General features: G+C 64.3%; 25 protein-coding genes. 17 read left to right on the forward strand and 8 right to left on the reverse strand.

The features are described from left to right. Nucleotides 1-47: 47 nt before the first annotated feature. Nucleotides 48-1,244 (reverse strand): hypothetical protein, encoded by a 1,197-nt coding sequence (locus KP010_RS16850; RefSeq protein ID WP_246659782.1) that lies wholly within the window; start codon nucleotides 1,242-1,244, stop codon nucleotides 48-50. Nucleotides 1,245-1,468: 224 nt separating this feature from the next. Here KP010_RS16850 and KP010_RS16855 point away from each other — a divergent pair, with 224 nt between their 5' ends. Further along, a complete protein-coding gene (locus KP010_RS16855) occupies nucleotides 1,469-2,017 on the forward strand; it encodes a hypothetical protein (protein WP_216281232.1) in 549 nt (182 codons plus the stop codon). Here the strand turns inward: KP010_RS16855 and KP010_RS16860 are convergent, their stop codons facing one another. The 3 genes from KP010_RS16860 to flgF form a co-directional block, all read right to left on the reverse strand. Then, entirely contained in the window at nucleotides 2,018-2,443 is a 426-nt protein-coding gene (locus KP010_RS16860) for a hypothetical protein (protein WP_216281233.1), read from the reverse strand. A gap of 83 nt (nucleotides 2,444-2,526) precedes the next feature. Beyond that, on the reverse strand, nucleotides 2,527-3,861 hold the full coding sequence (gene fliI, locus KP010_RS16865; protein WP_108916821.1) for a flagellar protein export ATPase FliI: 1,335 nt from the start codon (nucleotides 3,859-3,861) through the stop codon (nucleotides 2,527-2,529). Continuing rightward, nucleotides 3,858-4,580 carry a flagellar basal-body rod protein FlgF gene (gene flgF / locus KP010_RS16870; RefSeq protein WP_108916881.1) on the reverse strand — a complete coding sequence of 241 codons (723 nt, stop codon included), beginning with the start codon at nucleotides 4,578-4,580 and terminating at the stop codon, nucleotides 3,858-3,860. Before flgF ends, fliI begins: the two co-directional genes overlap by 4 nt. 157 nt (nucleotides 4,581-4,737) lie before the next feature. Between flgF and motA the strand changes: the two genes are divergently transcribed. The 11 genes from motA (at nucleotide 4,738) to flgI (ending at nucleotide 12,687) form a co-directional block, all read left to right on the forward strand. Next, a complete protein-coding gene (gene motA / locus KP010_RS16875) occupies nucleotides 4,738-5,607 on the forward strand; it encodes a flagellar motor stator protein MotA (RefSeq protein WP_108916820.1) in 870 nt (289 codons plus the stop codon). A 5-nt stretch (nucleotides 5,608-5,612) separates the two neighbouring features. After that, nucleotides 5,613-6,560: a flagellar motor switch protein FliM gene (locus KP010_RS16880; RefSeq protein ID WP_142862260.1), complete on the forward strand. Its 948-nt coding sequence runs from the start codon at nucleotides 5,613-5,615 to the stop codon at nucleotides 6,558-6,560. 124 nt (nucleotides 6,561-6,684) lie between these two features. Beyond that, nucleotides 6,685-6,987 (forward strand): flagellar motor switch protein FliN, encoded by a 303-nt coding sequence (gene fliN, locus KP010_RS16885; RefSeq protein WP_244594639.1) that lies wholly within the window; start codon nucleotides 6,685-6,687, stop codon nucleotides 6,985-6,987. Between the two features lie 18 nt (nucleotides 6,988-7,005). Beyond that, nucleotides 7,006-8,031, forward strand: coding sequence for a flagellar motor switch protein FliG (locus KP010_RS16890; RefSeq protein WP_142862261.1), 1,026 nt, complete (start codon nucleotides 7,006-7,008; stop codon nucleotides 8,029-8,031). A 13-nt stretch (nucleotides 8,032-8,044) separates the two neighbouring features. Further along, nucleotides 8,045-9,130 (forward strand): flagellar biosynthesis protein FlhB, encoded by a 1,086-nt coding sequence (locus KP010_RS16895; RefSeq protein ID WP_142862262.1) that lies wholly within the window; start codon nucleotides 8,045-8,047, stop codon nucleotides 9,128-9,130. 72 nt (nucleotides 9,131-9,202) lie between these two features. After that, nucleotides 9,203-9,586, forward strand: a complete 384-nt coding sequence (gene flgB, locus KP010_RS16900) for a flagellar basal body rod protein FlgB (RefSeq protein ID WP_142862263.1) — start codon at nucleotides 9,203-9,205, stop codon at nucleotides 9,584-9,586. 3 nt (nucleotides 9,587-9,589) lie between these two features. Then, nucleotides 9,590-10,009, forward strand: coding sequence for a flagellar basal body rod protein FlgC (gene flgC / locus KP010_RS16905; protein WP_142862264.1), 420 nt, complete (start codon nucleotides 9,590-9,592; stop codon nucleotides 10,007-10,009). Further along, entirely contained in the window at nucleotides 10,006-10,326 is a 321-nt protein-coding gene (locus tag KP010_RS16910; RefSeq protein WP_216281234.1) for a flagellar hook-basal body complex protein FliE, read from the forward strand. Before flgC ends, KP010_RS16910 begins: the two co-directional genes overlap by 4 nt. A 17-nt stretch (nucleotides 10,327-10,343) precedes the next feature. Then, nucleotides 10,344-11,132: a flagellar basal-body rod protein FlgG gene (gene flgG, locus KP010_RS16915; RefSeq protein WP_108916812.1), complete on the forward strand. Its 789-nt coding sequence runs from the start codon at nucleotides 10,344-10,346 to the stop codon at nucleotides 11,130-11,132. Continuing rightward, complete coding sequence (flgA, locus tag KP010_RS16920; protein ID WP_108916811.1) at nucleotides 11,129-11,593, forward strand: flagellar basal body P-ring formation chaperone FlgA; 465 nt, start codon at nucleotides 11,129-11,131, stop codon at nucleotides 11,591-11,593. Before flgG ends, flgA begins: the two co-directional genes overlap by 4 nt. Beyond that, a complete protein-coding gene (gene flgI, locus KP010_RS16925) occupies nucleotides 11,590-12,687 on the forward strand; it encodes a flagellar basal body P-ring protein FlgI (RefSeq protein WP_142862266.1) in 1,098 nt (365 codons plus the stop codon). The genes flgA and flgI overlap by 4 nt, the downstream gene beginning before the upstream one ends. A gap of 9 nt (nucleotides 12,688-12,696) precedes the next feature. Here flgI and KP010_RS16930 read toward each other — a convergent pair whose 3' ends face one another. Beyond that, nucleotides 12,697-12,906 carry a hypothetical protein gene (locus KP010_RS16930; RefSeq protein WP_108916809.1) on the reverse strand — a complete coding sequence of 70 codons (210 nt, stop codon included), beginning with the start codon at nucleotides 12,904-12,906 and terminating at the stop codon, nucleotides 12,697-12,699. 315 nt (nucleotides 12,907-13,221) lie between these two features. Here KP010_RS16930 and KP010_RS16935 point away from each other — a divergent pair, with 315 nt between their 5' ends. The 4 genes from KP010_RS16935 (at nucleotide 13,222) to KP010_RS16950 (ending at nucleotide 15,377) form a co-directional block, all read left to right on the forward strand. Further along, nucleotides 13,222-13,428: a hypothetical protein gene (locus tag KP010_RS16935; protein WP_142862267.1), complete on the forward strand. Its 207-nt coding sequence runs from the start codon at nucleotides 13,222-13,224 to the stop codon at nucleotides 13,426-13,428. A gap of 148 nt (nucleotides 13,429-13,576) precedes the next feature. Beyond that, on the forward strand, nucleotides 13,577-13,912 hold the full coding sequence (gene smbP / locus KP010_RS16940; protein WP_244594633.1) for a small metal-binding protein SmbP: 336 nt from the start codon (nucleotides 13,577-13,579) through the stop codon (nucleotides 13,910-13,912). A 555-nt stretch (nucleotides 13,913-14,467) separates the two neighbouring features. Next, complete coding sequence (locus tag KP010_RS16945; RefSeq protein WP_142862269.1) at nucleotides 14,468-14,851, forward strand: septal ring lytic transglycosylase RlpA family protein; 384 nt, start codon at nucleotides 14,468-14,470, stop codon at nucleotides 14,849-14,851. Nucleotides 14,852-15,101: 250 nt separating this feature from the next. Continuing rightward, nucleotides 15,102-15,377, forward strand: a complete 276-nt coding sequence (locus KP010_RS16950) for a DUF1153 domain-containing protein (protein WP_018264629.1) — start codon at nucleotides 15,102-15,104, stop codon at nucleotides 15,375-15,377. 108 nt (nucleotides 15,378-15,485) lie between these two features. Here KP010_RS16950 and KP010_RS16955 read toward each other — a convergent pair whose 3' ends face one another. After that, entirely contained in the window at nucleotides 15,486-16,463 is a 978-nt protein-coding gene (locus KP010_RS16955) for a lysylphosphatidylglycerol synthase domain-containing protein (RefSeq protein WP_108916804.1), read from the reverse strand. 198 nt (nucleotides 16,464-16,661) lie between these two features. Next, nucleotides 16,662-17,036 (reverse strand): flagellar export protein FliJ, encoded by a 375-nt coding sequence (locus tag KP010_RS16960; protein WP_108916803.1) that lies wholly within the window; start codon nucleotides 17,034-17,036, stop codon nucleotides 16,662-16,664. A gap of 232 nt (nucleotides 17,037-17,268) precedes the next feature. Between KP010_RS16960 and KP010_RS16965 the strand changes: the two genes are divergently transcribed. After that, nucleotides 17,269-17,763: a cupin domain-containing protein gene (locus KP010_RS16965; RefSeq protein WP_142862270.1), complete on the forward strand. Its 495-nt coding sequence runs from the start codon at nucleotides 17,269-17,271 to the stop codon at nucleotides 17,761-17,763. A gap of 56 nt (nucleotides 17,764-17,819) precedes the next feature. On the opposite strand, the gene pqqE is transcribed toward KP010_RS16965, so the two are convergent. Next, complete coding sequence (gene pqqE / locus KP010_RS16970) at nucleotides 17,820-19,292, reverse strand: pyrroloquinoline quinone biosynthesis protein PqqE (protein WP_142862271.1); 1,473 nt, start codon at nucleotides 19,290-19,292, stop codon at nucleotides 17,820-17,822. Between the last annotated feature and the right edge of the window lie 31 nt (nucleotides 19,293-19,323).

The following is a 19,323-nucleotide window of genomic DNA, read 5'->3' on the forward strand; positions in this document are numbered from 1 at the left end:
GGAGAGTCTCCAATCTCTCGTTTCGCCGCGCGTTTCGGCCGTGGCCGCTAGCCTGCGGCGCGATGCAGGTAGGAGGCGAAGGCGTCGAATATCTTGCGCATCTGCGGCGGCTTGTAGGGAAAGACGTCGACCGGGTCCATGTCGTGGACCAGTAGCGTATGGTCGACCTTGAAGACGACCAACTCGCCGCTCTTCGTCTCCGCGCAATCCACTCCGAAATAGGTGAGGCCGACGCATTCGACCAGCGCTTCGAGCGTGGCCGAATGGCGCGTCACGAAATCCGTGTCGAAGGTCGCGAAGAAATGTTCTTCTTCCCGTCGCCGCCGCATGTCCGCTTCCATTCGGGCGTCGACATAAGAGCCGTTCCAGCCCTCCGACACTGCGAGGTGACAAGCGTAGGGACGACGATCGATGAACAGCAGCCGGATCTTCCGAAAGAGGCCGTCCTGTCCGCGACAGTCGACGAAAGGCGAAACGAGATAGAAGCGATCCGATCGCTTGCCGAGATAGAGGCCGAGCCCGATCGGCGTGTCGACCTTTTCCGCGCCACGCTCATTGCGCTGTTCGACGGCGCGGATGACGATCGGATAGCGCAACTCGGCGGCGCACGACTCCGCGACTGCGCACAGCTCGTCGCGTGGGACGCGGCGCAAAATCGGCGTGCGCAGGCCGGCTTCCGTGAGATTGGCGGCGAGCTCGACGGGCTCGAGCATTGAAACGCGGCCAGGCAGATTGACGACCGGCGTCGGCCAATGGGCGAGCAAATCTTCGAGTTCGGCGAGCAGGCGACGGTTCGGGCTCGTGGCGGCGATCGCGACGAAAGCGAGATCGTGATCGGGCAGCGCGCTCGGCAGCTCGCGACCGGGCATCACATAGACCATCGTCAGAGCGATGTCGGAGCCTTCCAGCAGAAACTCCAGCGGCGTGTTGGCGCCGATGTCGGAGGCGGCGACGAAGGCGAGAACGCGCAGCCGCGGATTGGCGCCGCAGCAGGTGCTGCGGAACACGCGCTGCTTGGTGAGCGCCATCGCCTGCCGCTTCAGTCCGATCGCGAGATTTCCTTCGAGCTGATCGATGACGGCGAGATCCATCAGCGCGCCGGCGTGGTCGGGATATTGCTCGCACATGCCGAGCAGGCGGCCGGCGACGCGGCTCAAATCGACGCCGGCGAAAGCGAGCCTCGTGAGCTTCGCCAAGCCGATCGGCAGCGCGTCCATGGGATCCGACGATTGGTCGATACGCATCAATTCACCGTCTGCCCGCTCCGGACTGTCGAACGGAACTCGGCCGCATCATTCGCCGTCTCGCTCTGCGGCGCCGAATTTACGCCGTCGACGCGCGTCTCGCGTCGGATGCGATAGCTAGCGGCCCAACATTTCCCGAAGCTTGTCGAATTTTCGCGAGGCGATTCAACTTCGCGCGTTTTTGAGCTATCCATATCCAGTTCATCGATTCGAGGGAGGATCGCATGGTTGACGCTCCGATATCTCGCTTTGATTCGACCCGCCGCAAGCTGCCGAGCAGGAAGCCGAAAGTCGCGTCGGCGCCTTTCGTCGCCGAGCGCCGCGCGTCGCCGCCGCGCCCCGCGCGCGAGTTCGGGGAGCTCGCGCTGCGCACGACGGGCGTCGGTCTCGCCGTCGTTTCGACGGCCTTCGCCGCTTATATGATCTCGGATGTGGAGCGTCGGCCGCAATTCGCGGGCCTCGAGCATCTCGCGATCTACAGTCGCCCGACGGTCATCGCCGCAAAGCGAATCCAGACCCAGCTCGCCGATCAGCGGGGGCCGGTCGACTACACGCCGGTCGGCTCGATCGGCGAGCCGCAATCGGAGACCGGCGTTCCCGGCTTCTCTCTGCTCAGCGTGCGTTCCGGCGTCGCTTTGCTGCAGACTCCGACCGCGATCGTCAAAGTTTCGCCGGGCGATGTCGTCGATGGGCTCGGCCGCGTCGCTGCGCTCGAGCGCCGCGGAGAAAAATGGGCGCTCGTCACCGCCGGCGGCGTCATCGTCGGCGATTGATCAACGTCTCGCGGCGGCGCGCGCGATCGCCTGATCGATTTGCGCATTGAACTCCGCGAGCATTCGTTCGGCCTGCCGGGCGCGAGACTTCTCCTGCCGATCGGGATGACAGGCCCAGGCGAGCCGTCGCCGCAGCGCGCCGAGCTTTGCGGGCGAGCCTTCGGCGCGCAGGAGTTCGGCGAGAACGTCCTCGCGCTCGGGTAGCCGAGCGGGTTTGGGCTGTGACGGCGCTTCCCGCGGTTCTGCGCGATCGACGCCATAGGCGCGGCAGACGCGGGCCGCGCGATCCGCAGCGGACGGCGGCGAGGGCCGCGCCTCCTCGCGGAGAATCGCCCCGATGGGCGGCGGACGTAGAGGCCCGGCGTCGCGCTCCTTCGACCGGGACGCTTTTTCCAGGCAGTCGAGAATGGTCGTGAAATCCGTCATGGTTCCGAGCCGCAGGCAGGGCCGGGATCATGACTGTGAAGGAGTGAAAGTTTGGTTGACCGAGCGCCGTTGGCTTTTCCCGCTCAGCCGTGCGCTGCGCCCTGCAGCCTGTCGGCGACCTCGCGGAAGGGGTCGACGCTGGGCGGCGATTGCGGCGACTGCGTCAGCGCGTCATAGAGTTTTGGAACGAGCTGGACCGCCTGGTCGAGCTCGGCGTCGGCTCCGCGCTGATAGCCGCCGAGCATTCGCAGATCGCGCGTATCCTCGTAGCGAGACACCAGCGCGCGCAGCTTTTGAACGAGATGCCGCTGCTCCGGCTTCCACGCGTGATGCGCGAGGCGCGATATCGAGGCTTTGAGATCGATCGCCGGGTAGCGGCCCTGTTCGGCGATGGCGCGGTCGAGCACGATATGGCCGTCGAGCGTGCCGCGCACGCAGTCGGCGATCGGATCATTGTGATTGTCGCCGTCGACGAGGACGGAATAGACGCCGGTGATCGATCCGCTCCCTTCCTCGCCGGGGCCGGCGCGCTCGAGCAGTCGTGGAATATCGGCGAATATGCTCGGCGTGTAGCCATGCGCCACCGGCGGCTCGCCAGCCGCCAGCGCCACCTCGCGCGAGGCGTGCGCGAAGCGCGTCACCGAATCGACGATGAGCAGCACATTGCGTCCCATGTCGCGAAAATATTCCGCGATCGTCGTCGCGGTGAGCGGCGCGAGACGGCGCATCATCGGGCTTTCGTCGCCGGTGGCGACGACGACGATGGCCTCGCTCGCCTGTCCGCCGAGCACTTCGTCGAGAAATTCGCGTACCTCGCGGCCGCGTTCGCCGACGAGGCAAATGACCACATTATCGAAGCCCGGCGCGCGCGCCAGCATGGCGAGCAGGGTCGATTTGCCGACGCCCGAGCCGGCGAAAATGCCGATGCGCTGTCCGGCGCAGATCGGCGTGAAGCAATCGACCGCCTTGACGCCGGTGCGCACGCCGACGTTCACCCGGGCGCGGCGCATCGCCTTGGGCGCGGCGGCGTCGACGTCGAAGGCCGAGTCGCCCTCGGACAGGGGGCCGTGCTCATCGATCGGTCGGGCGAATGCGTCGAGCACGCGTCCCGACCAGTCGAGATTGGGCGCGACCGCGATGGGGCCGGCGCGATAGGCGGGCGAATTGAGGCCGATGCGCACGCGATTGTCGAAAGATTTGACGATCGCCCCCTCTTTGCCGACGCGCACGACCTGTCCCAGCGCGCCATCCTTCGGCGCTCCTATGCGCACGCATTCGCCGAGCTCGACGAATTCGGACAGGCCGCTGACGCGGCAATACGACGGCGTCACCTCGGTCACGAGCCCGAAGACGCGTATAGGCTCGGCGCGGCGCTGATGGCGCTCGACCGCCTCACGGAGACGCTGCAGCGACGTCATGAGCCGCCGAGCGTGCGAATGGCTTCACGTTGCGAGCTGTCGAGCATATCGTTCATCGAGCTCACGCTGTCGAAGGCGCGCGACGTGGCGATCAGCTTGGCCATTTCGTGAATCGGATTGACATTGGAGCCCTCGATGAAGCCTTGCTGAACGCCATTGCGCACGAAATCCAGCACAGCGGTCGCCGGCTTGGAAGGAATGATGCTCGCGTTGGGCCCGCGCGTGAGCTCTGCGGTCTCGTCTATGGCGAAGAGGCCGACGGCGCCGATTTGGCGGCCGCTCTGCGTGATCATGCCGTCGCGCGAGATCATCGGCGGTCCGGCGGTCGGGTCGAGCACGATGGGCGAATTGCCGGCGTCGAGAATCGGAAAGCCAGAGACCGTCTGCAGATCGCCGGTCTCGTTCATGCGCATACGACCGTCGCGCGTGTAGGCGGTTCCGTCCGGCGTGCGAATGCCGAAGAAGCCCTTGCCTACTATGCCCATGTCGTAAGGGTCGCCCGTCTTGGTGAGCTCGCCCGCCGCGCGCGAGATGAAATCCTTGCCGGACGACACGTAAGCGATCTTGCTCGTATCCGTTTGGGAAACGACCTGCTGAAAGCTCACGCCCTCGGCGCGGTAGCCGGGAGTCGCCGCATTGGCGATGTTATTGGCGAGCGTCTCCAGCCGCTTGTCGACCGAAACCTGCGCCGAAAGCGAGACGTAAAAAGCCGATTGCATGTTGCCGATATCCGTGCGCAGCGTCGCGGCGCGATTCCCGCCGCTCGTCACGCAAGCTGACCGGTTTTGCTTGCGTGAGGCTGAAAGAAAATGTCAGCTTCGCGCAAGCGAGGATGACTAATTCGTTAATCGAATTTCCATCGGGAGAGACGGCGTCATGGGATTCTTCGTCGGGCTGATCATCACGATGGGATGCATGTTCGGAGGCTTCGCCGCGCTCGGCGGCCATTTGATCGTGCTGTGGCAGCCTTGGGAGTTCGTGATCATCATGGGCTCCTCGCTCGGCACTTTCGTCGTCGCCAATCCGACCAAAGTCATCATGGACACCGGCAAGGCGCTCGGCCAGGCCATCCTCGACAAGGGCCCCAAGCATCGCGACTTCCTCGACATCCTCGGTCTTCTGCACGCGCTGATGCGCGAATTGCGCAGCAAGCCGCGCAACGAGGTCGAGGCGCATGTCGACAATCCGGCCGAATCGAAGATTTTCACCGCTTTTCCGAAGGTGCTCGCCAATAAGGAGATGACCACCTTCATCTGCGACTACTGCCGGCTCTTCATCATCGGCAATGTCCGCACCTTCGAGATCGAGGCGCTGATGGACGAGGAGATCGCCGCCATCCGCTATGATCGGCTGAAGCCCTATCATGCGCTCACCTCGGTCGGCGACGGCCTGCCGGCGCTCGGCATCGTCGCGGCGGTGCTCGGCGTCATCAAGGCGATGGGCGCGCTGGATCAATCGCCGGAGCTGCTCGGCGGCCTCATCGGCGCCGCCATGGTCGGCACATTCGCCGGAATTTTCGTGTCCTACGGCATTGTCACGCCGCTCGCCTTCAAGGTGAAGGTGGCGCGCAGCAAGGAATGCCACCTCTATGTCATCGTCAAGCAGACGCTGCTCGCCTTCATGAACGGCGCCATGCCGCAAGTCGCTGTCGAGCACGGACGTAAATCCATTCCCTCTCACGAGCGTCCTTCGATCGACGAGGTCGAGAACGAGACGCTTTCGGGCGGCGCCGCCGAGGCGGCGTGATAGGCATGAGCATGAATGGCGCCGTCGATTTCGCCTCGCAAGGAGTGAAGGAGCGTCTGCTCTCGGGCGGCGGACCATCGCTCGATCGTATGCCGCTTCTGCGCGCGGTGTTCGACGCGATGGCGACGCAAGTGCAGGAGTCGATGCGCGGCCTCGCCGAAGGCGCGATGCAATTCGCCGTCGAGACCGTGACGGTCGTGCGGGCGAGCGACATCGCGATCGAATGCGAGCGCGTGGCGCTCGCCGCGGCCTATGTCGTTGCCGCCGACTCGGACGCCAAGGCGACGATCGGCGCGGACCGTCGCTTCGTCTTCACGCTGCTCGAAGGATTGTTCGGCTCGGATGGCTCCGAGCCGGCTTACGAGGCGGAGCGCGAGCTCACTGCGATCGAGACGCGCGTCGGCGGACTGGCCTTTGCGCGGGTGACGAATTCGCTTCAGGCGGCTTTCGCTTCATTGGTCGGGGTGAATTTCGCGCTCGAATCTGCGGAGAATCGTCCCGAGCCCGCAGGGGGCGCGCGCAAAAGCGGCTTTTGCGTCGTCTGCCGTTGCCGCTTGCGCGGCTTTGGAACGGAAGGCGCGCTGTTCGTCGCCCTGCCGCAGGCCGCGCTCGATCCCTTGCGGCGCGCATTGTCGCAGGAGGCGTCGACCTCTGCGCCCTCGGGCGCCGATCCGCTTTGGGCGAAGCAGATGAAGGAGCGCGTCACCCAGACCGAGGTGACGCTGAGCGCGGTGATGGAAAAGACCGATATCACCCTCGCCGATGTGGCGCGTTTCGAGATCGGGCAGGTCATCGAGCTGCCCGTGTCGCCGACGGGCCTCGTCGCGCTGATGTGTGAAGGGCAGTCGCTGTTCTGGTGCGAGATCGGCCAGAAGGACGGCTCTTATACGATCCGCATCGACGATTTCGTCGATCAGCAGCAGGAATTCATCGACGACGTCCTGCGCGGCTGAGCTTCGATGCGACGGCCGCCTCGACAATGGAGAGATCGACATGGGTGAGTTCGATTTGGAGAGCTCGAAGAGCGAGGAGCTCGAGCGGCTGATCGGCGGCTCGCGCGCGATCGGCGAGGATTTGATGATGGAGGAGCGGGTGCGCGAGTCGGAGATCGACCCGCGCAGATTCGAGTCTATCCTCCGCATTCCCGTCGTCATGCAGGTGGTGATCGGCTCTGTGACCATGCCGGTCTCGAATCTTCTCAAGCTCGGGCGCGGCGCCGTCGTGCCGCTCGATCAGAAGATCGGCGAGCCGGTCGATGTCGTCGTCAACGGACGTCTCATCGCGCGCGGCGAGGTGGTGGTCGTCGAGGACGACAATACGCGCTTCGGGGTCTCGCTCACCGAGCTCATCGAGCCTGGGAGCGGCGCGCGGCGCATGTGACGGAGGCGGGAGCCCGCGATGACCAGTCTGATTGCGGCCGATGCGGGCCGCACGCTCAATGGCCCGGAGAAAGTCGCTGCGCTGTTGCTGTCGGTGGACAAGGATGTGGCGCAGCGCGTTCTGAAGCATTTCGACCAGAACGAACTGCGTCAGATCACGAAATTCGCCGCCGGCCTCGGCGCGGTCCCGGCGAGCGCCATAGAGCCGCTCATCGACGATTTCATGGCGCAGTTGGAGAGCGGCGGCTCTGAGCTTCGCGGCACGGCGGGCGAGGCGGAGAAGCTGCTCGCGGGCGTGATCCCGCCCGAGCAGATCGCCGAAATCATGTCGGATGTGCTCGGTAGCTCCAACGGCGCGGTCTGGGATCGAGTCGGCGCCGCGCCGGAAGCGGCCTTTATCGATTATCTCTCCAAGGAGCATCCGCAGACGGCGGCCTTGGCCTTGTCGCGGATCGATCCGACGCGCGCAGCCAAGGCGCTCTCGGTTCTTCCCGCCGATTTCCGTGACGACGTCATGCGTCGGATGCTCTCGTCCAAGGCGGTGACCGACGAGGCGCTGCGTCTGGTCGAGACCACCTTGCAGGAGGATCTTCTACAAAATTCCGAGCTCACGGCTTCTGCGGCGAAGAACGCCAAGCTCGCTGCCATCATCAATAAAATGGAGCGCGAGCACGCCGAAGGCTTGTTGCGCAGCCTGTCCGAGCGGCGCCCGCGCGACGCCGAAGCGCTGAAGGGCATGTTGTTCAATTTCGAGGACATCACCAAGCTCAATGTCCGCGCGCGCATGATCTTGTTCGACGCCATTCCCGCCGATCGCGTCATCATGGCGCTACGCGGCGCCGAGGTGGATGTTCGCGACTTCGTGCTCGCAGCGCTGTCGGCGCGCACGCGGCGCATGGTGGAGGCCGAGCTGGGGAGCGGGGCGACGCTGCCGCGTCGCGACATAATGGAAGCCCGCCGAATTATCGCCGACACGGTTCTGCGGCTGGCCGAGCAAGGCAAGATCGATCTTTCGAGCGCATCGTCCGAGGAGGCCGCCGAATGACGGCCTCTGAGCGATGAGCGATACGGAAGACAAGGAATCACGAACAGAAGAGGCGACAGAGAAGAAAATTCTCGACGCTTTGGAAGAGGGCAAGACGCCCGTCTCCCGCGACTTGTCGATCGCCACGCTCTTTCTCACTTTTCTGCTTTGCGCCGCTTTCGTCGTGCAGACGATCGGCTCACGTCTGGTCGGCTCGCTGGGGCTGATGCTCGGCAATGTCGGACAATTCTCGCTCACCAACGCCGCCGACGCTTACGTGCAGTCGCAGACGGTCGTGCTGGAGACTGCGGGATTTCTCGCGCCGATTCTCGGAATGTTCATCGTCTCGGCGCTCGTCGCCGCCTTTGTCCAGGGCTCGCCGCGGCTCGTCTTCAAGCGCATCGAGCCGGATGTGTCGCGCATCTCGCCACAGGAGGGCATGAAGCGAATCTTCAGCGTCACCGGCCTCGTCGAGCTCGCGAAATCCGTCGCCAAGATCGTCATCATCGCCGGCGCCGTGATATTTTCGCTCAATGTCGACCGCGGCCTCATCATCGATTCGATGCGCGTCGAGCCGGGCCAGACGCCCGGACTGCTGCTGAAGCTGGTCATTCGGCTGACGAGCGTCGTCTGCATTCCGGTGGTCCTGCTGGCGATGGCCGATTTCGCCTGGAGCCGCACGAAATGGCGCCGCGACATGCGCATGAGCCGCCAGGAGATCAAGGAAGAGTTCAAGCAGTCGGAAGGCGATCCGATGATGAAGGCGCGCCTGCGCTCCATCGCGCTCGATCGTTCGCGCAGGCGCATGATGGCGGCGGTTCCGCAAGCGACTTTCGTCATCGCCAATCCGACGCATTACGCCATTGCGCTGCGCTACGTGCGCGAGGAGGGCGGCGCGCCGCGCGTCGTCGCCAAGGGAACCGATCTCATTGCGCTCAAGATCAGGGAGCTCGCCGAGGCGAATGGCGTTCCGGTGCTCGAACGCCCGCCGCTGACGCGTGCGATGTACGATCATGTCGAGGTCGACAAGATGATTCCGACGGAATTCTATCGTCCGATCGCGGAGCTCATTCACTTTCTGCACAACACTGGCCAGGCCTCGCGTGCTGCGTCTCGCTGATCGCCGTCGCAAGTCCAGCCTGACGCAAGACCGAACGGATAATTTTCCGTTACCAAATCTGCGCGGGGCATCATGGTCGAGCCGGTCTATCTCTTCGATCTCGTCGAAAAGCAGCGGAGCTGGCTCTCCGCGCGTCAGTCGGCCGTCGCTCAAAATATCGCCAACGCCAACACGCCCGGCTACAAGGCCGTCGATGTCGCGCCCTTCTCCAAGGTTCTGGATCGTAGCGCATTGGAGCTCGCGGGCACCAATGGTCTGCATATTCAGACTGCGGCTTTCGATCCGCACGCCTCCTCGCCCAAGGAGAGCGGGAATTGGGAGACGAGCCTCTCGGGCAATTCGGTCAGCCTCGAGCAGGAGATGATGAAGGCGGGCGAAATTCGAGGCGCCTTTTCGCTCAGCACCAGCATATTGAAATCTTTCCACGGAATGTGGATGTCGACGTTGAAGGGGTAAGAGATGGATGCGCTCAAAGCCTCCATGAAAATTTCCGGGGCGGGCCTCGAGGCGCAATCCTCCCGTCTGCGCGTCGTCGCGGAGAACATGGCCAATGCGCGGTCCACGGGCGCGACCGCCGGCTCCAATCCTTATGTGCGCAAGACGGTCACTTTCGCCAATGAGCTCGATCGCGCGACCGGCGCGGAGCTCGTCCACATCGGCGCCGTCGGCGTCGATCGCACGCCGTTTCGCGTGGAGCACGATCCCGGCAATCCGGCCGCCGACAAAAACGGCAACGTCAAATTTCCGAATGTGAATATTCTCACGGAAGTCGCCGATATGCGCGAAGCCAATCGCGCTTATGAGGCCAATCTCCAGGTCATGAAGCAGACGCGCGATCTGCTCACCATGACGATCGATCTGCTGAAGGGAAGCCAATGATCGGACTCGTTCCCGGAATCGTCGCCTCGGTCGCCTCCAATGTGGGCGTGTCCGCCTTGAGCGGAGCGACAAAGGGCGCGGCGGCGTCGTCGGTCGACGGCGCGTCTTTCACCCAAGTGCTCGAGCAGGTCACGACGGATGTCGTCGACAAAGTGAAGTCGAGCGAAGCGGCCTCCATCGCCGGCGTGCAGGGCAAGGCTTCGGTGCAGCAGGTGGTGGACGAGATCATGTCGGCCGAGCGCGCTCTGCAGACGGCGATCGCCGTGCGCGACAAGGCGGTAGGCGCCTATCAGGAAATCAGCCGTATGGCGATTTGAAAAAGGAACGGTAAGTCATGCGAGCGCTCGCCATCGCGGCAACGGGCATGAACGCCCAGCAGCAGAATATCGAAGTTCTCTCCAACAATATCGCCAATATCAATACGACGGCGTTCAAGCGCTCGCGCGCGGAATTCACCGATCTGCTCTATCAGGCGGACCGCTTGCAGGGCGTGTCCAACCGCGGCCGCGACGCGACGATCCCGGAAGGCTCGCAGACCGGCCTCGGCGTGCGCCTCGCGGCGATCCGCAGCTTGCAGACGCAAGGGTCGCTCACGCAGACGGGCAATCAGCTCGATCTCGCATTGCAAGGCCGCGGCTGGTTTCAGATCGTCGGCCCGGACAGCGAGACGGTCTATACGCGCGCCGGCTCTTTCAGCACCAACGCCAATGGGCAATTGGTGACGGGCGACGGCTATCTGGTGACGCCGACTATCGTGGTTCCCAACAACGCCACGGCGATCACCATCAATCAATCGGGCATCGTCTCGGCGACGATCGGCGGTCAGACGACGCCGCAGCAGCTCGGCCAGCTGACGATCGCGAATTTCGCCAATGAATCCGGTCTCGAGGCGCTGGGCGGCAATCTTTTCCGGCAGACGGTCGCCTCCGGCGCGCCGGTCGTCGGCGTGCCGGGTGATCCTGGCTTCGGCACGCTCAGCCAATATTATCTCGAGAGCTCGAATGTCGATCCGGTCAAGGAGCTCGTCAATCTCATCTCCGCGCAGCGCGCCTTCGAGCTCAGCTCCAAGGTGATCCAGGCGGTGGACGAGATGGAGGGCACGGTCTCGAAAGGAATCAGATGATGCGCCTTCCGCGTCTCGTCGCTTTCGCGCTGGCCGCGGCCCTTTGCGGCCACGCGCCGGTCGGCGCGCAGGAGCGTATGCTCCCCGTGCCGCTCGCCGTCATCTATCCCGGCGACGTCATTCGCGACTCCATGCTCGGCGAACGGGCTTTCGGCTTCGGCGCAGGCGCGGACGGCTCGGTCGCGGAGACGAAAGGCGCGCTCATCGGCAAAGTGGCGCGGCGCACGCTGCTGCCGGACCGGCCGATTCCGACGATCGCGGTCGACGCCCCCAAGGTCGTGACGATCAACGCCTCGGTGAAGATCGTCTTCGACGAAGGCGGCATGGTCATCATCGCTTATGGCTCCGCGCTGCAGGCCGGCTCGGTCGGCGATCTCATCCGCGTGCGCAATCAGGACAGCGGGCTCGTCGTCAATGGCCGCGTGCAGCCGGACGGCTCCATACGCGTGAGCGAGGGATGATGCGCAGATTGATCGCGGCGGTTCTGCTCGTGTTGATGAGCGCGCCGGCGCTCGCTTCGGTGCGCATCAAGGACATTACCTTTCCGCGCGGCGTGCGGGACTATCAGCTGCTCGGCTATGGTCTCGTGGTCGGTTTGCAGGGCACGGGCGACACGCTGCGCAATGCGCCTTTCACCGAGCAATCGGTGTCCTCCATGCTGGATCGCCTCGGCGTCAATGTGCGCAACAGCGCGCTGCGCACGCGCAATCTCGCCGCGGTGATGGTGACGGCGGCGCTGCCGCCCTTCGTCGGCTTCGGCTCGACGATCGATGTGACCGTGTCGGCGATGGGCGACGCCACCTCGCTGATGGGCGGCACGCTGCTGCTGACGTCGCTCACCGGCATCGACGGCAATGTCTATGCGATCGCGCAAGGACCGATCGCAGTCTCGGGCTTCGCCGTCGGCGGCCAGAACGAGACGCTGACTCACGGCGTCGCGACAGTGGGGCGCGTGCCCAATGGCGCGACGATCGAGCGCGACGCCCCGCGTCCCTCCGGCGACAATGGCGCGCTGGTGCTGGAGCTGCGCAATCCGGATTTCGAGACCGCGGTGCGCATCGCCGACGCCATCAATCGTTACACGCAAGGAAAATATCGTCAGCGGCTGGCGCGCGAGCGCGACGAGCGCAGCGTCGCGCTGACGGCGACGCGCGGCGGCGCGACGCGGCTGCTCGCAGAAATCGGCGAATTGCGCGTCGAGCCGAGCACGCCCGCGCGTGTCGTCATCGACGAGCGCACGGGCACGGTGGTGATCGGCCAGGACGTGAAGATTTCGCCGGTGGCGTTGACGCATGGCGGCCTCACCGTGCGCATCAATGAGACGCCGGAGGTCTCGCAGCCGGCGCCTTTCTCCAATGGCAGGACGACGGTCACGACCCAGACGCGCATCACCGCGACCGAGGAGGTCGGCGGCGTCGCGACGCTGGAGGGGCCGACCTTGCGCACGCTGGTGCGCGGGCTCAATCAAATCGGCCTCAAGCCGACCGGCATCATCTCGATCCTGCAGGCGATCAAGACCGCGGGCGCCCTACAGGCGGATCTCGTCATTCAATGACGTGAAATCTCAATGCGGTCGGCTGGTTCGCAAGGCGCTCTCCAGCGCCATGATCACCGGTATGATGGCGGCCTTCTCACGTTGCGCGGCGGCGTAGAGTTCGTCGCCGGCCTCCTGCTCGATCCGCTGCAGCGACTCGAGCTGACGCTCGAGGCATTCGAGCAGCGTCGCCGCGTCGACGCGCTCGAGCGTGAGCGAGAGCTCGATCTGATCGCCCATTCGGTCCTCCGCTATGCGCATGGTTTCCCCGCCTAATCTGGGAGAGAGAGGCTCCCGGCGGTAGGGGCGTCGATGCGCATGATCATGGCGCCGGCGAGCAGGCTCGCTTTCCGGCCCATCCGCGAAGCGACCGCGGCGCGATTGCGGATTGGCGCGACTTCAAAGATAATCGCCGAGACGCTCGAGCGTGGGCGTTCCGACCAACCGAGGGCCTCGGCCCGACCGGCGAATCTGATTGAGGCCCCTCAAAGGGAATTCGAGCGCTCTTGCCGCTCCCGCTCTCAGGCTCGCCCAAGCGAGTGAGAGAGAACAAAAATGGCAAAGAATTCTCTGATCGCCCTATTGCAAGAAAAGCTCGACGCGGCGCGCCGGGAATTGCGCTCGGCGGCCGTCGATTTCGAGGTTTCGGACGAGCAGCTGCTCGACCTGCGCGCCAGCGCGCGGCAACTCCTCCTAGAGCTCAAGGAACAGGATCGTCGGGCCGCGCAGAAAGGTCTGCTCGCCTCGTTGAAATTCTGGTGAGTCGCGGCGGGCGCGGCCGAAAATCCCTCTCATGGGCTAGTAAGCCGCCCCGACTTGCATTTAAATGCGCGACATGATCCTCGGCGACCGCGAATAATCGAAACGCTCAGTGACGATGTGCAGGCTGCCGGATCACGAGGAAACGACCATGAAGCTCAGAACCGCCGCTCTCACGCTTGCTTTCGGCGGCGCTCTTTTCGCCTCGACGCTGGCTCGTGCCGACGATCGGCTCGATCGGGCCTCCCATCACGTCGAGGAAGCGATCACTCAGGTCAAGCTGAAGGACACCGGGCTGGTCGCCTATCACGCCGATCTCGCGCTCGAAAAGGCCGAGTCCCTGCAGAAATTCCAGCCCGACGCGCATCTCGCGGCTGCGATCGACCATTTGAAAGCGGCGATCGAGGAGGCTCGCCAAAATCATCTCGCGCCCGCCGGCGATCATGTGAAGGCGGCTGACGCCGAGCTCAAGCAGGTCGCCAAGTAAGTTCGATCTGATTTCGAACCCTCGGCGCGGGCGCGCGTTCCACCTCCCCTCGAGGGAGGTGGAACGCTGAAGGCGCCCGGGCAGGGGCGTTTCCGCCATGTCTTTGCCGTGCAGAACCGCTTCCTGAGGGAAGCGGCGGAAAGATCGTCGGCCATGCCGGCCGCGACGCTGCCGATCCAAAATGGCGGCGCGCTCGCGCTCCTCTATAGCGCCATCGTCTCATTTTCGCGCTCGCCCGGCCCGGTCGCTTTGCGCTCGATCCTCCTCTTCACGAAAAAGCTTGACAGCCTCGCTGCAGATTCTCGAAATCTGTGCCATTTATGTCACAGAAAAGTAGATCGATGACAAATATATTGCAAAATACATTAGTCTATATTTGAGGATTTAGTATAGATTATCTTGAAATAGTTCGGGCAGACTACTCGGGCTTCTTGTGTGGAACTAGGCAAAATCCGGCGCTGGCGCTCTCGCCACTATTTGATCACAACTCGCCCTTAGCGCAGGTCTACTCGATAGCGCCGTCCGAGCTCGGCCGGCCGTCGGGAGAGAAACGGCATGGGGGATAGCGCATTGAAACAATGGATCATCGGAGCGGCGATTGTTGCAGGTTCGACGACGGCGGCGTGCGAATCCTGGGCCGGGCAATCCGGGGCAGGACAATCCTGGGTGGGTAAGGCCTCTTACTACGGCTATCATGGCCGGACGGCGAGCGGAGGCCGTGTGGGGGCGTTGACGGCGGCCCATCGCAGCCTTCCCTTCGGCTCGCAGGCGCGCGTGACCAATCTCGGCAATGGCCGTTCGGTGGTCGTCACGATCAATGATCGCGGTCCTTTCGTGCGCGGAAGAGTGATCGACGTCTCGGTCCATGCCGCGCAATGTCTCGGCTTTCGATCGGCGGGCCTCGCCCGAGTGAAGGTCGAGCGCGTCGCGGGCGAGTAGGGCGCGTGATCGGAGCCGAAGCGAAGACACGCGCTATTGCTTTGGATTCCCGATCGCTCGCCGCGCGAGCGGCGCGATGATGCGCCTCTCGGGAGCGAGTTTTCGTCCCCTCGCGCGCATCCGCCGCGAGCTATGGTAAACGCGGACTTCTCAATTGGCCGCAAACACAGGAGTTTGGCTTAGGCAAATGTTAAATCGCCTCGCCTATAGAGGAGGGGTCGAGTGATCGTGAGAGTATGCGAGTAACAAAATGACCGAGACGCATCGTCCGCGTGTCAAATATGTCATCGGCCCCGATGGCAGCCCCTTGACCGTCGCGGATCTGCCGCCGCCCACGACCAAGCGCTGGGTGATACGCCGCAAGGCCGAAGTGGTCGCGGCGGTGCGCGGCGGACTGCTCTCCCTCGAGGAGGCCTGCACCCGCTACACGCTGACGGTGGACGAGTTTCTGAGCTGGCAGATGTCGATCGACCAGCATGGCCTCGCCGGTCTGCGGACCACCCGTCTGCAGCAGTACCGCATGTGATTTCGGCGCCCGGAACGGCGCTTCTATTAAAAACGAAGAGCCGGCGCGCCTCGGAAGGCGGCCGGCTCTTCGTCGTTTCAGGGCCTTTTCTCGCCGTCCGATCCGACGTCAGCTCTCGCTGTCGGCGCGGCCGCGCAAAGTCTCGGCGAGACGTCCGCGCTCGAACAGCAGCACGACGACGAGCGCGAACAGCAGCGGGATGATGAGATAGAGCAGGCGGAACACCAGGAGCGCCGTGAGCACTTTGAGCCGCGGCACATCCGGCATGGCCTTGATGAAGATGAGCTCGAATACGCCGAGTCCGCCGGGCGCATGGGAGACGAGCGCGGCCGAGAAGGACAGGAGGAAAGTGCCGAGCACGACGATATAGGGCGTGCTGCTGCCCTCCGGCAGAGCGAAATAAATAATGCCGGCGGCGCCGATCAGTTCCAGAGGCGCGGCGAACATTTGCCGTATCATGACCTCGGGCCGCGGATACATCACATGGATCTTGCCGAGATCGATCGGCTTGAAATGCATCAGCGAGCCGATGACATAGAGCGCCACGGCGCCGAGGCAGGAGAGCCCGATGATCAGCGCCGTATGCTCATTGGTGAGCATGTCCGGCAACATGCCGGAGAGACGGCCGAGCAGGCTCGGCTGATAGGTCAGCAATAGGCCGGTGAGCAGCACTGTGCCCAGGCCGAAAGTGTAGGAGCACAGCACCACCAGCACAGCCACCTGGCCAGCGGTCAGGCCCTTGGTGGAATAGGCCCGGTAGCGCACCACCGCCCCAGAAAACACCGATGCGCCGATATTGTGCGACAGCGCGTAAGTGGTGAAGGAGCACAGAGAGATGAAGGTCATCGAGATGTGCTTCACGCCGAGGTGGAGCAGAGCGATGCGGTCGTACCAGGCGAGCGCCGCATAGGCGAGCAGAGAGCAGAAGCCGGCCGCGATCCAATGTGAGACCGAAATGGCCCGAAGATCGGCCCAGACCTCTTCGCCGACAGATTCGCCACGAAATTCGCCATAGAGAAGATAGAAAGAGGCGATGACCGCCGCCAGCCCGACGAGAGGCCAGACATATTCCAAAATTTTTTTCATGGGGCGCTGCGAGTTCGGCGCTCCCGGTGCGGAGCGCGCGCACTCACTGGCATGGCCGCGCTGCGACCGCAAGCCTGAAAGCCGGCTGAGACTTGTCCGCCGCGCTCCGAGGATGGAGGAAGCCGCCGAGCCGGAGGCAGGCTCGACGCCCTGCGGGCGATCGAGCGTCGCCGCTCTCCCGGCCGAGGCGCAAAACCGTCACACCCGCCGTTCGACGACCATGTCGATGATTCGGTCGCCGCCGCGGTCGCGGGCCTCCTGGCCCTGCGCCTTGGTCAGCTCCTCGGCCGCATCTTTCATATGAGTCTCCGCCTCGACCAGCTGGTCCTGGAGGTCGGCGACGGAGCGCAGAAGATTGTCGCGGCGCGTGCGCGCGGCGCGCGCATAGGTCGGATAGGCGAAATGATTGGGGTCGCTGATATTGGCCCGCTGCTCCTCGTGAGCGATCTCGCGATCGAGATCGCCGGTCATACGGGTGAATTCGGCGATCATCGTCTGAAGCTGCGCCACGCGGCGCCGGCACTCTTCGGCGTGAAAACGTTTCAGCCGAACCAAGGCATCTCGCGACTTCATGACATTACTCTCCAGCACAAGTTACTAGACGATACATGCGAACTCGGTCGCTTTATCCGCGAGACGAGCGGAAATATGGCGCAAGGAGGTTGCTCGAGTGTTACTGCGCCGCGAATTCTCGTCGCTCACCAAAAAAGCGCCGTAATTTCAATCATTCCGCTCGGCTGTCGGGTGACTGCGCCCTATATGCCCGCGTGTGCGATCAGCCAGTTCGCGAATGGAGGAGGCGAAGATGAGACGCGCCCTTGCAATCATTGCGGCGGCCACTGTCGCCGCGCTTTTTTCAGCGTCGTCGACGGCGGCGGATCAGGTCGGAACGCACAAGGTCCTCATGCCGGACGATCTGCGCTTTACGGCAGCGCCGGCGTCTCTGCCGGCTGGGGCGGAGGCCGCCGTGCTTTTCGGCGATCCGACGAAAGAGGGGCTGTTCGTCATGCGGCTGAAGGCGCCGCAGGGCTATCGAATTCCGCCGCATATGCATCCGAAGGCGGAGGTAGTGTCGGTCGTCTCCGGGCGGATGCGGCTCGGCCTCGGCGCCGCCGCCGATCGCGCCAGCGTCGAGGAGCTTCCGCCGGGCGCCTTTTCGATCATGCCGCCGGGCGTGGCGCATTACGCCTTCTTCGACCAGGAGACGGTGATTCAGATCGACGGCATGGGGCCTTGGGCGATCGATTACGTCAATCCGAAGGACGATCCGCGCAATCAGATCGCGCCGGCGCAGAGGTGAGGCGGTTGTCTCCCTTCGCCGAAAGCGTATGATCGTCGCGAGAGGTCTGACGCCGCTCAGGCCGGCTGCTCGTCCAGCGCCTTCTCCTTGCGGTCGGCCCCGCCGAGCCGGCGATAGACGAAAGCCGGCGCCGGCAGCAGCGACTCGTTCTGCCCGAGCGCGGCGAATTCCTCGTGATGCGCCGAGCGATGGCAGGCCGGATCGGTCGCCGCCGCATCGCCGGTGACGGCCAGCGCCTGGCAGCGGCAGCCGCCATAATCGACCCCGCGCTTGTCGCAGCTGCGGCAGGGCTCCTGCATCCATTCCTCGCCGCGGAAGGCCTCGAAGGCCGCGCCATTGCGCCAAATGTCGCCGAGAGGGCGCTGGCGCACATTATCGAAGGAGAGGCCCGGCAGCGTCTGCGCGGCGTGGCAGGGCAGCGCCTTGCCGGAGGGCGTCACCACCATGATGCTGCGGCCCCAGCCGCCCGTGCAGGCCTTGGGGCGCGAGGCGTAATGGTCGTGGATCACGAAATCGAAATTGAGCACGCCCTGCAGGCGCTTCTTCGCCTCTTCCACAATGCCGACAGTGGCGAGGAATTTCTCGCGCGTCGGGATCAGCGCGGCGCGGTTCACCTCCGCCCAGGCGTAATATTGAATATGCGCCACCTCGAGCCGCTGCGCCCCGACCTCCACCGCGAAATCGATGATCTGCGGCAGATGGTCGATGTTCTGGCGATGGATCGGCGCATTGATGGTGAGCCCGAGGCCCAATTCCCGCGCCCAGCGCGCGACATCGCGCTTCTTGGCGACGCCGCCCTCATAGCCGGAAATATGGTCCGAGCTTTCGGGGACCACATCCTGCACCGAGACCTGCACATGATCGAGGCCGATCTCGGCGAGATGCGCCAGACGCTCGCGCGTCAGCAGCACGGCGGAGGTCACGAGATTTGTGTAGAGGCCGGCGTCGACGGCGTGGGCGAGAATCTCCTCGAGATCGCGGCGAATGGTCGGCTCGCCGCCCGAGAGATGCAATTGCAGCGCGCCGATGGAGGCGGCCTGCCGAAACACGTCGCCCCATTCGCCGGAGGTCAGCTCCGTATTGGCGCGCTCGAGATCGAGCGGATTGGAGCAATAAGGGCATTGCAGCGGGCAGCGATGCGTCAGCTCGGCGAGCAATCCCGCCGGGCCGCGCTCGAAAGGCGCATAGGATTTCGCCGTCTGCGAGAGAGGAGGCGGCGAAAACGCGTCCGGCCCGTCGCGCAGCAGGCGCTTGTCGGCGAGGCCCTGAAGCAGCTCGAGCACATCCGTCTGGATCACCTCGACGGGCGCCGAATAGGTCTGCGCGAGACGCTGCGAAATCTCGGCGACGCTGGCGACGCCATCGACATGGCCGAGCACGGCGAGACCGATCGGGTCGAGCTCATAGGCGCGTTCCGGCGCGAGGATCACCTTGCGCTGTCGCACGACATCCTCGTGCAGGCGTGAATAGCGCGTGAAGGCCGGGCGAGAGTCGGCGGTTATCAGCCAGCGGGTGCGGACGTCGGTCATGGCGTTCCTTTTGCGCATCCTTTTAACATAT

It is taken from the genome of Methylosinus sp. KRF6, assembly GCF_018887255.1.
Taxonomy (GTDB): domain Bacteria; phylum Pseudomonadota; class Alphaproteobacteria; order Rhizobiales; family Beijerinckiaceae; genus Methylosinus; species Methylosinus sporium.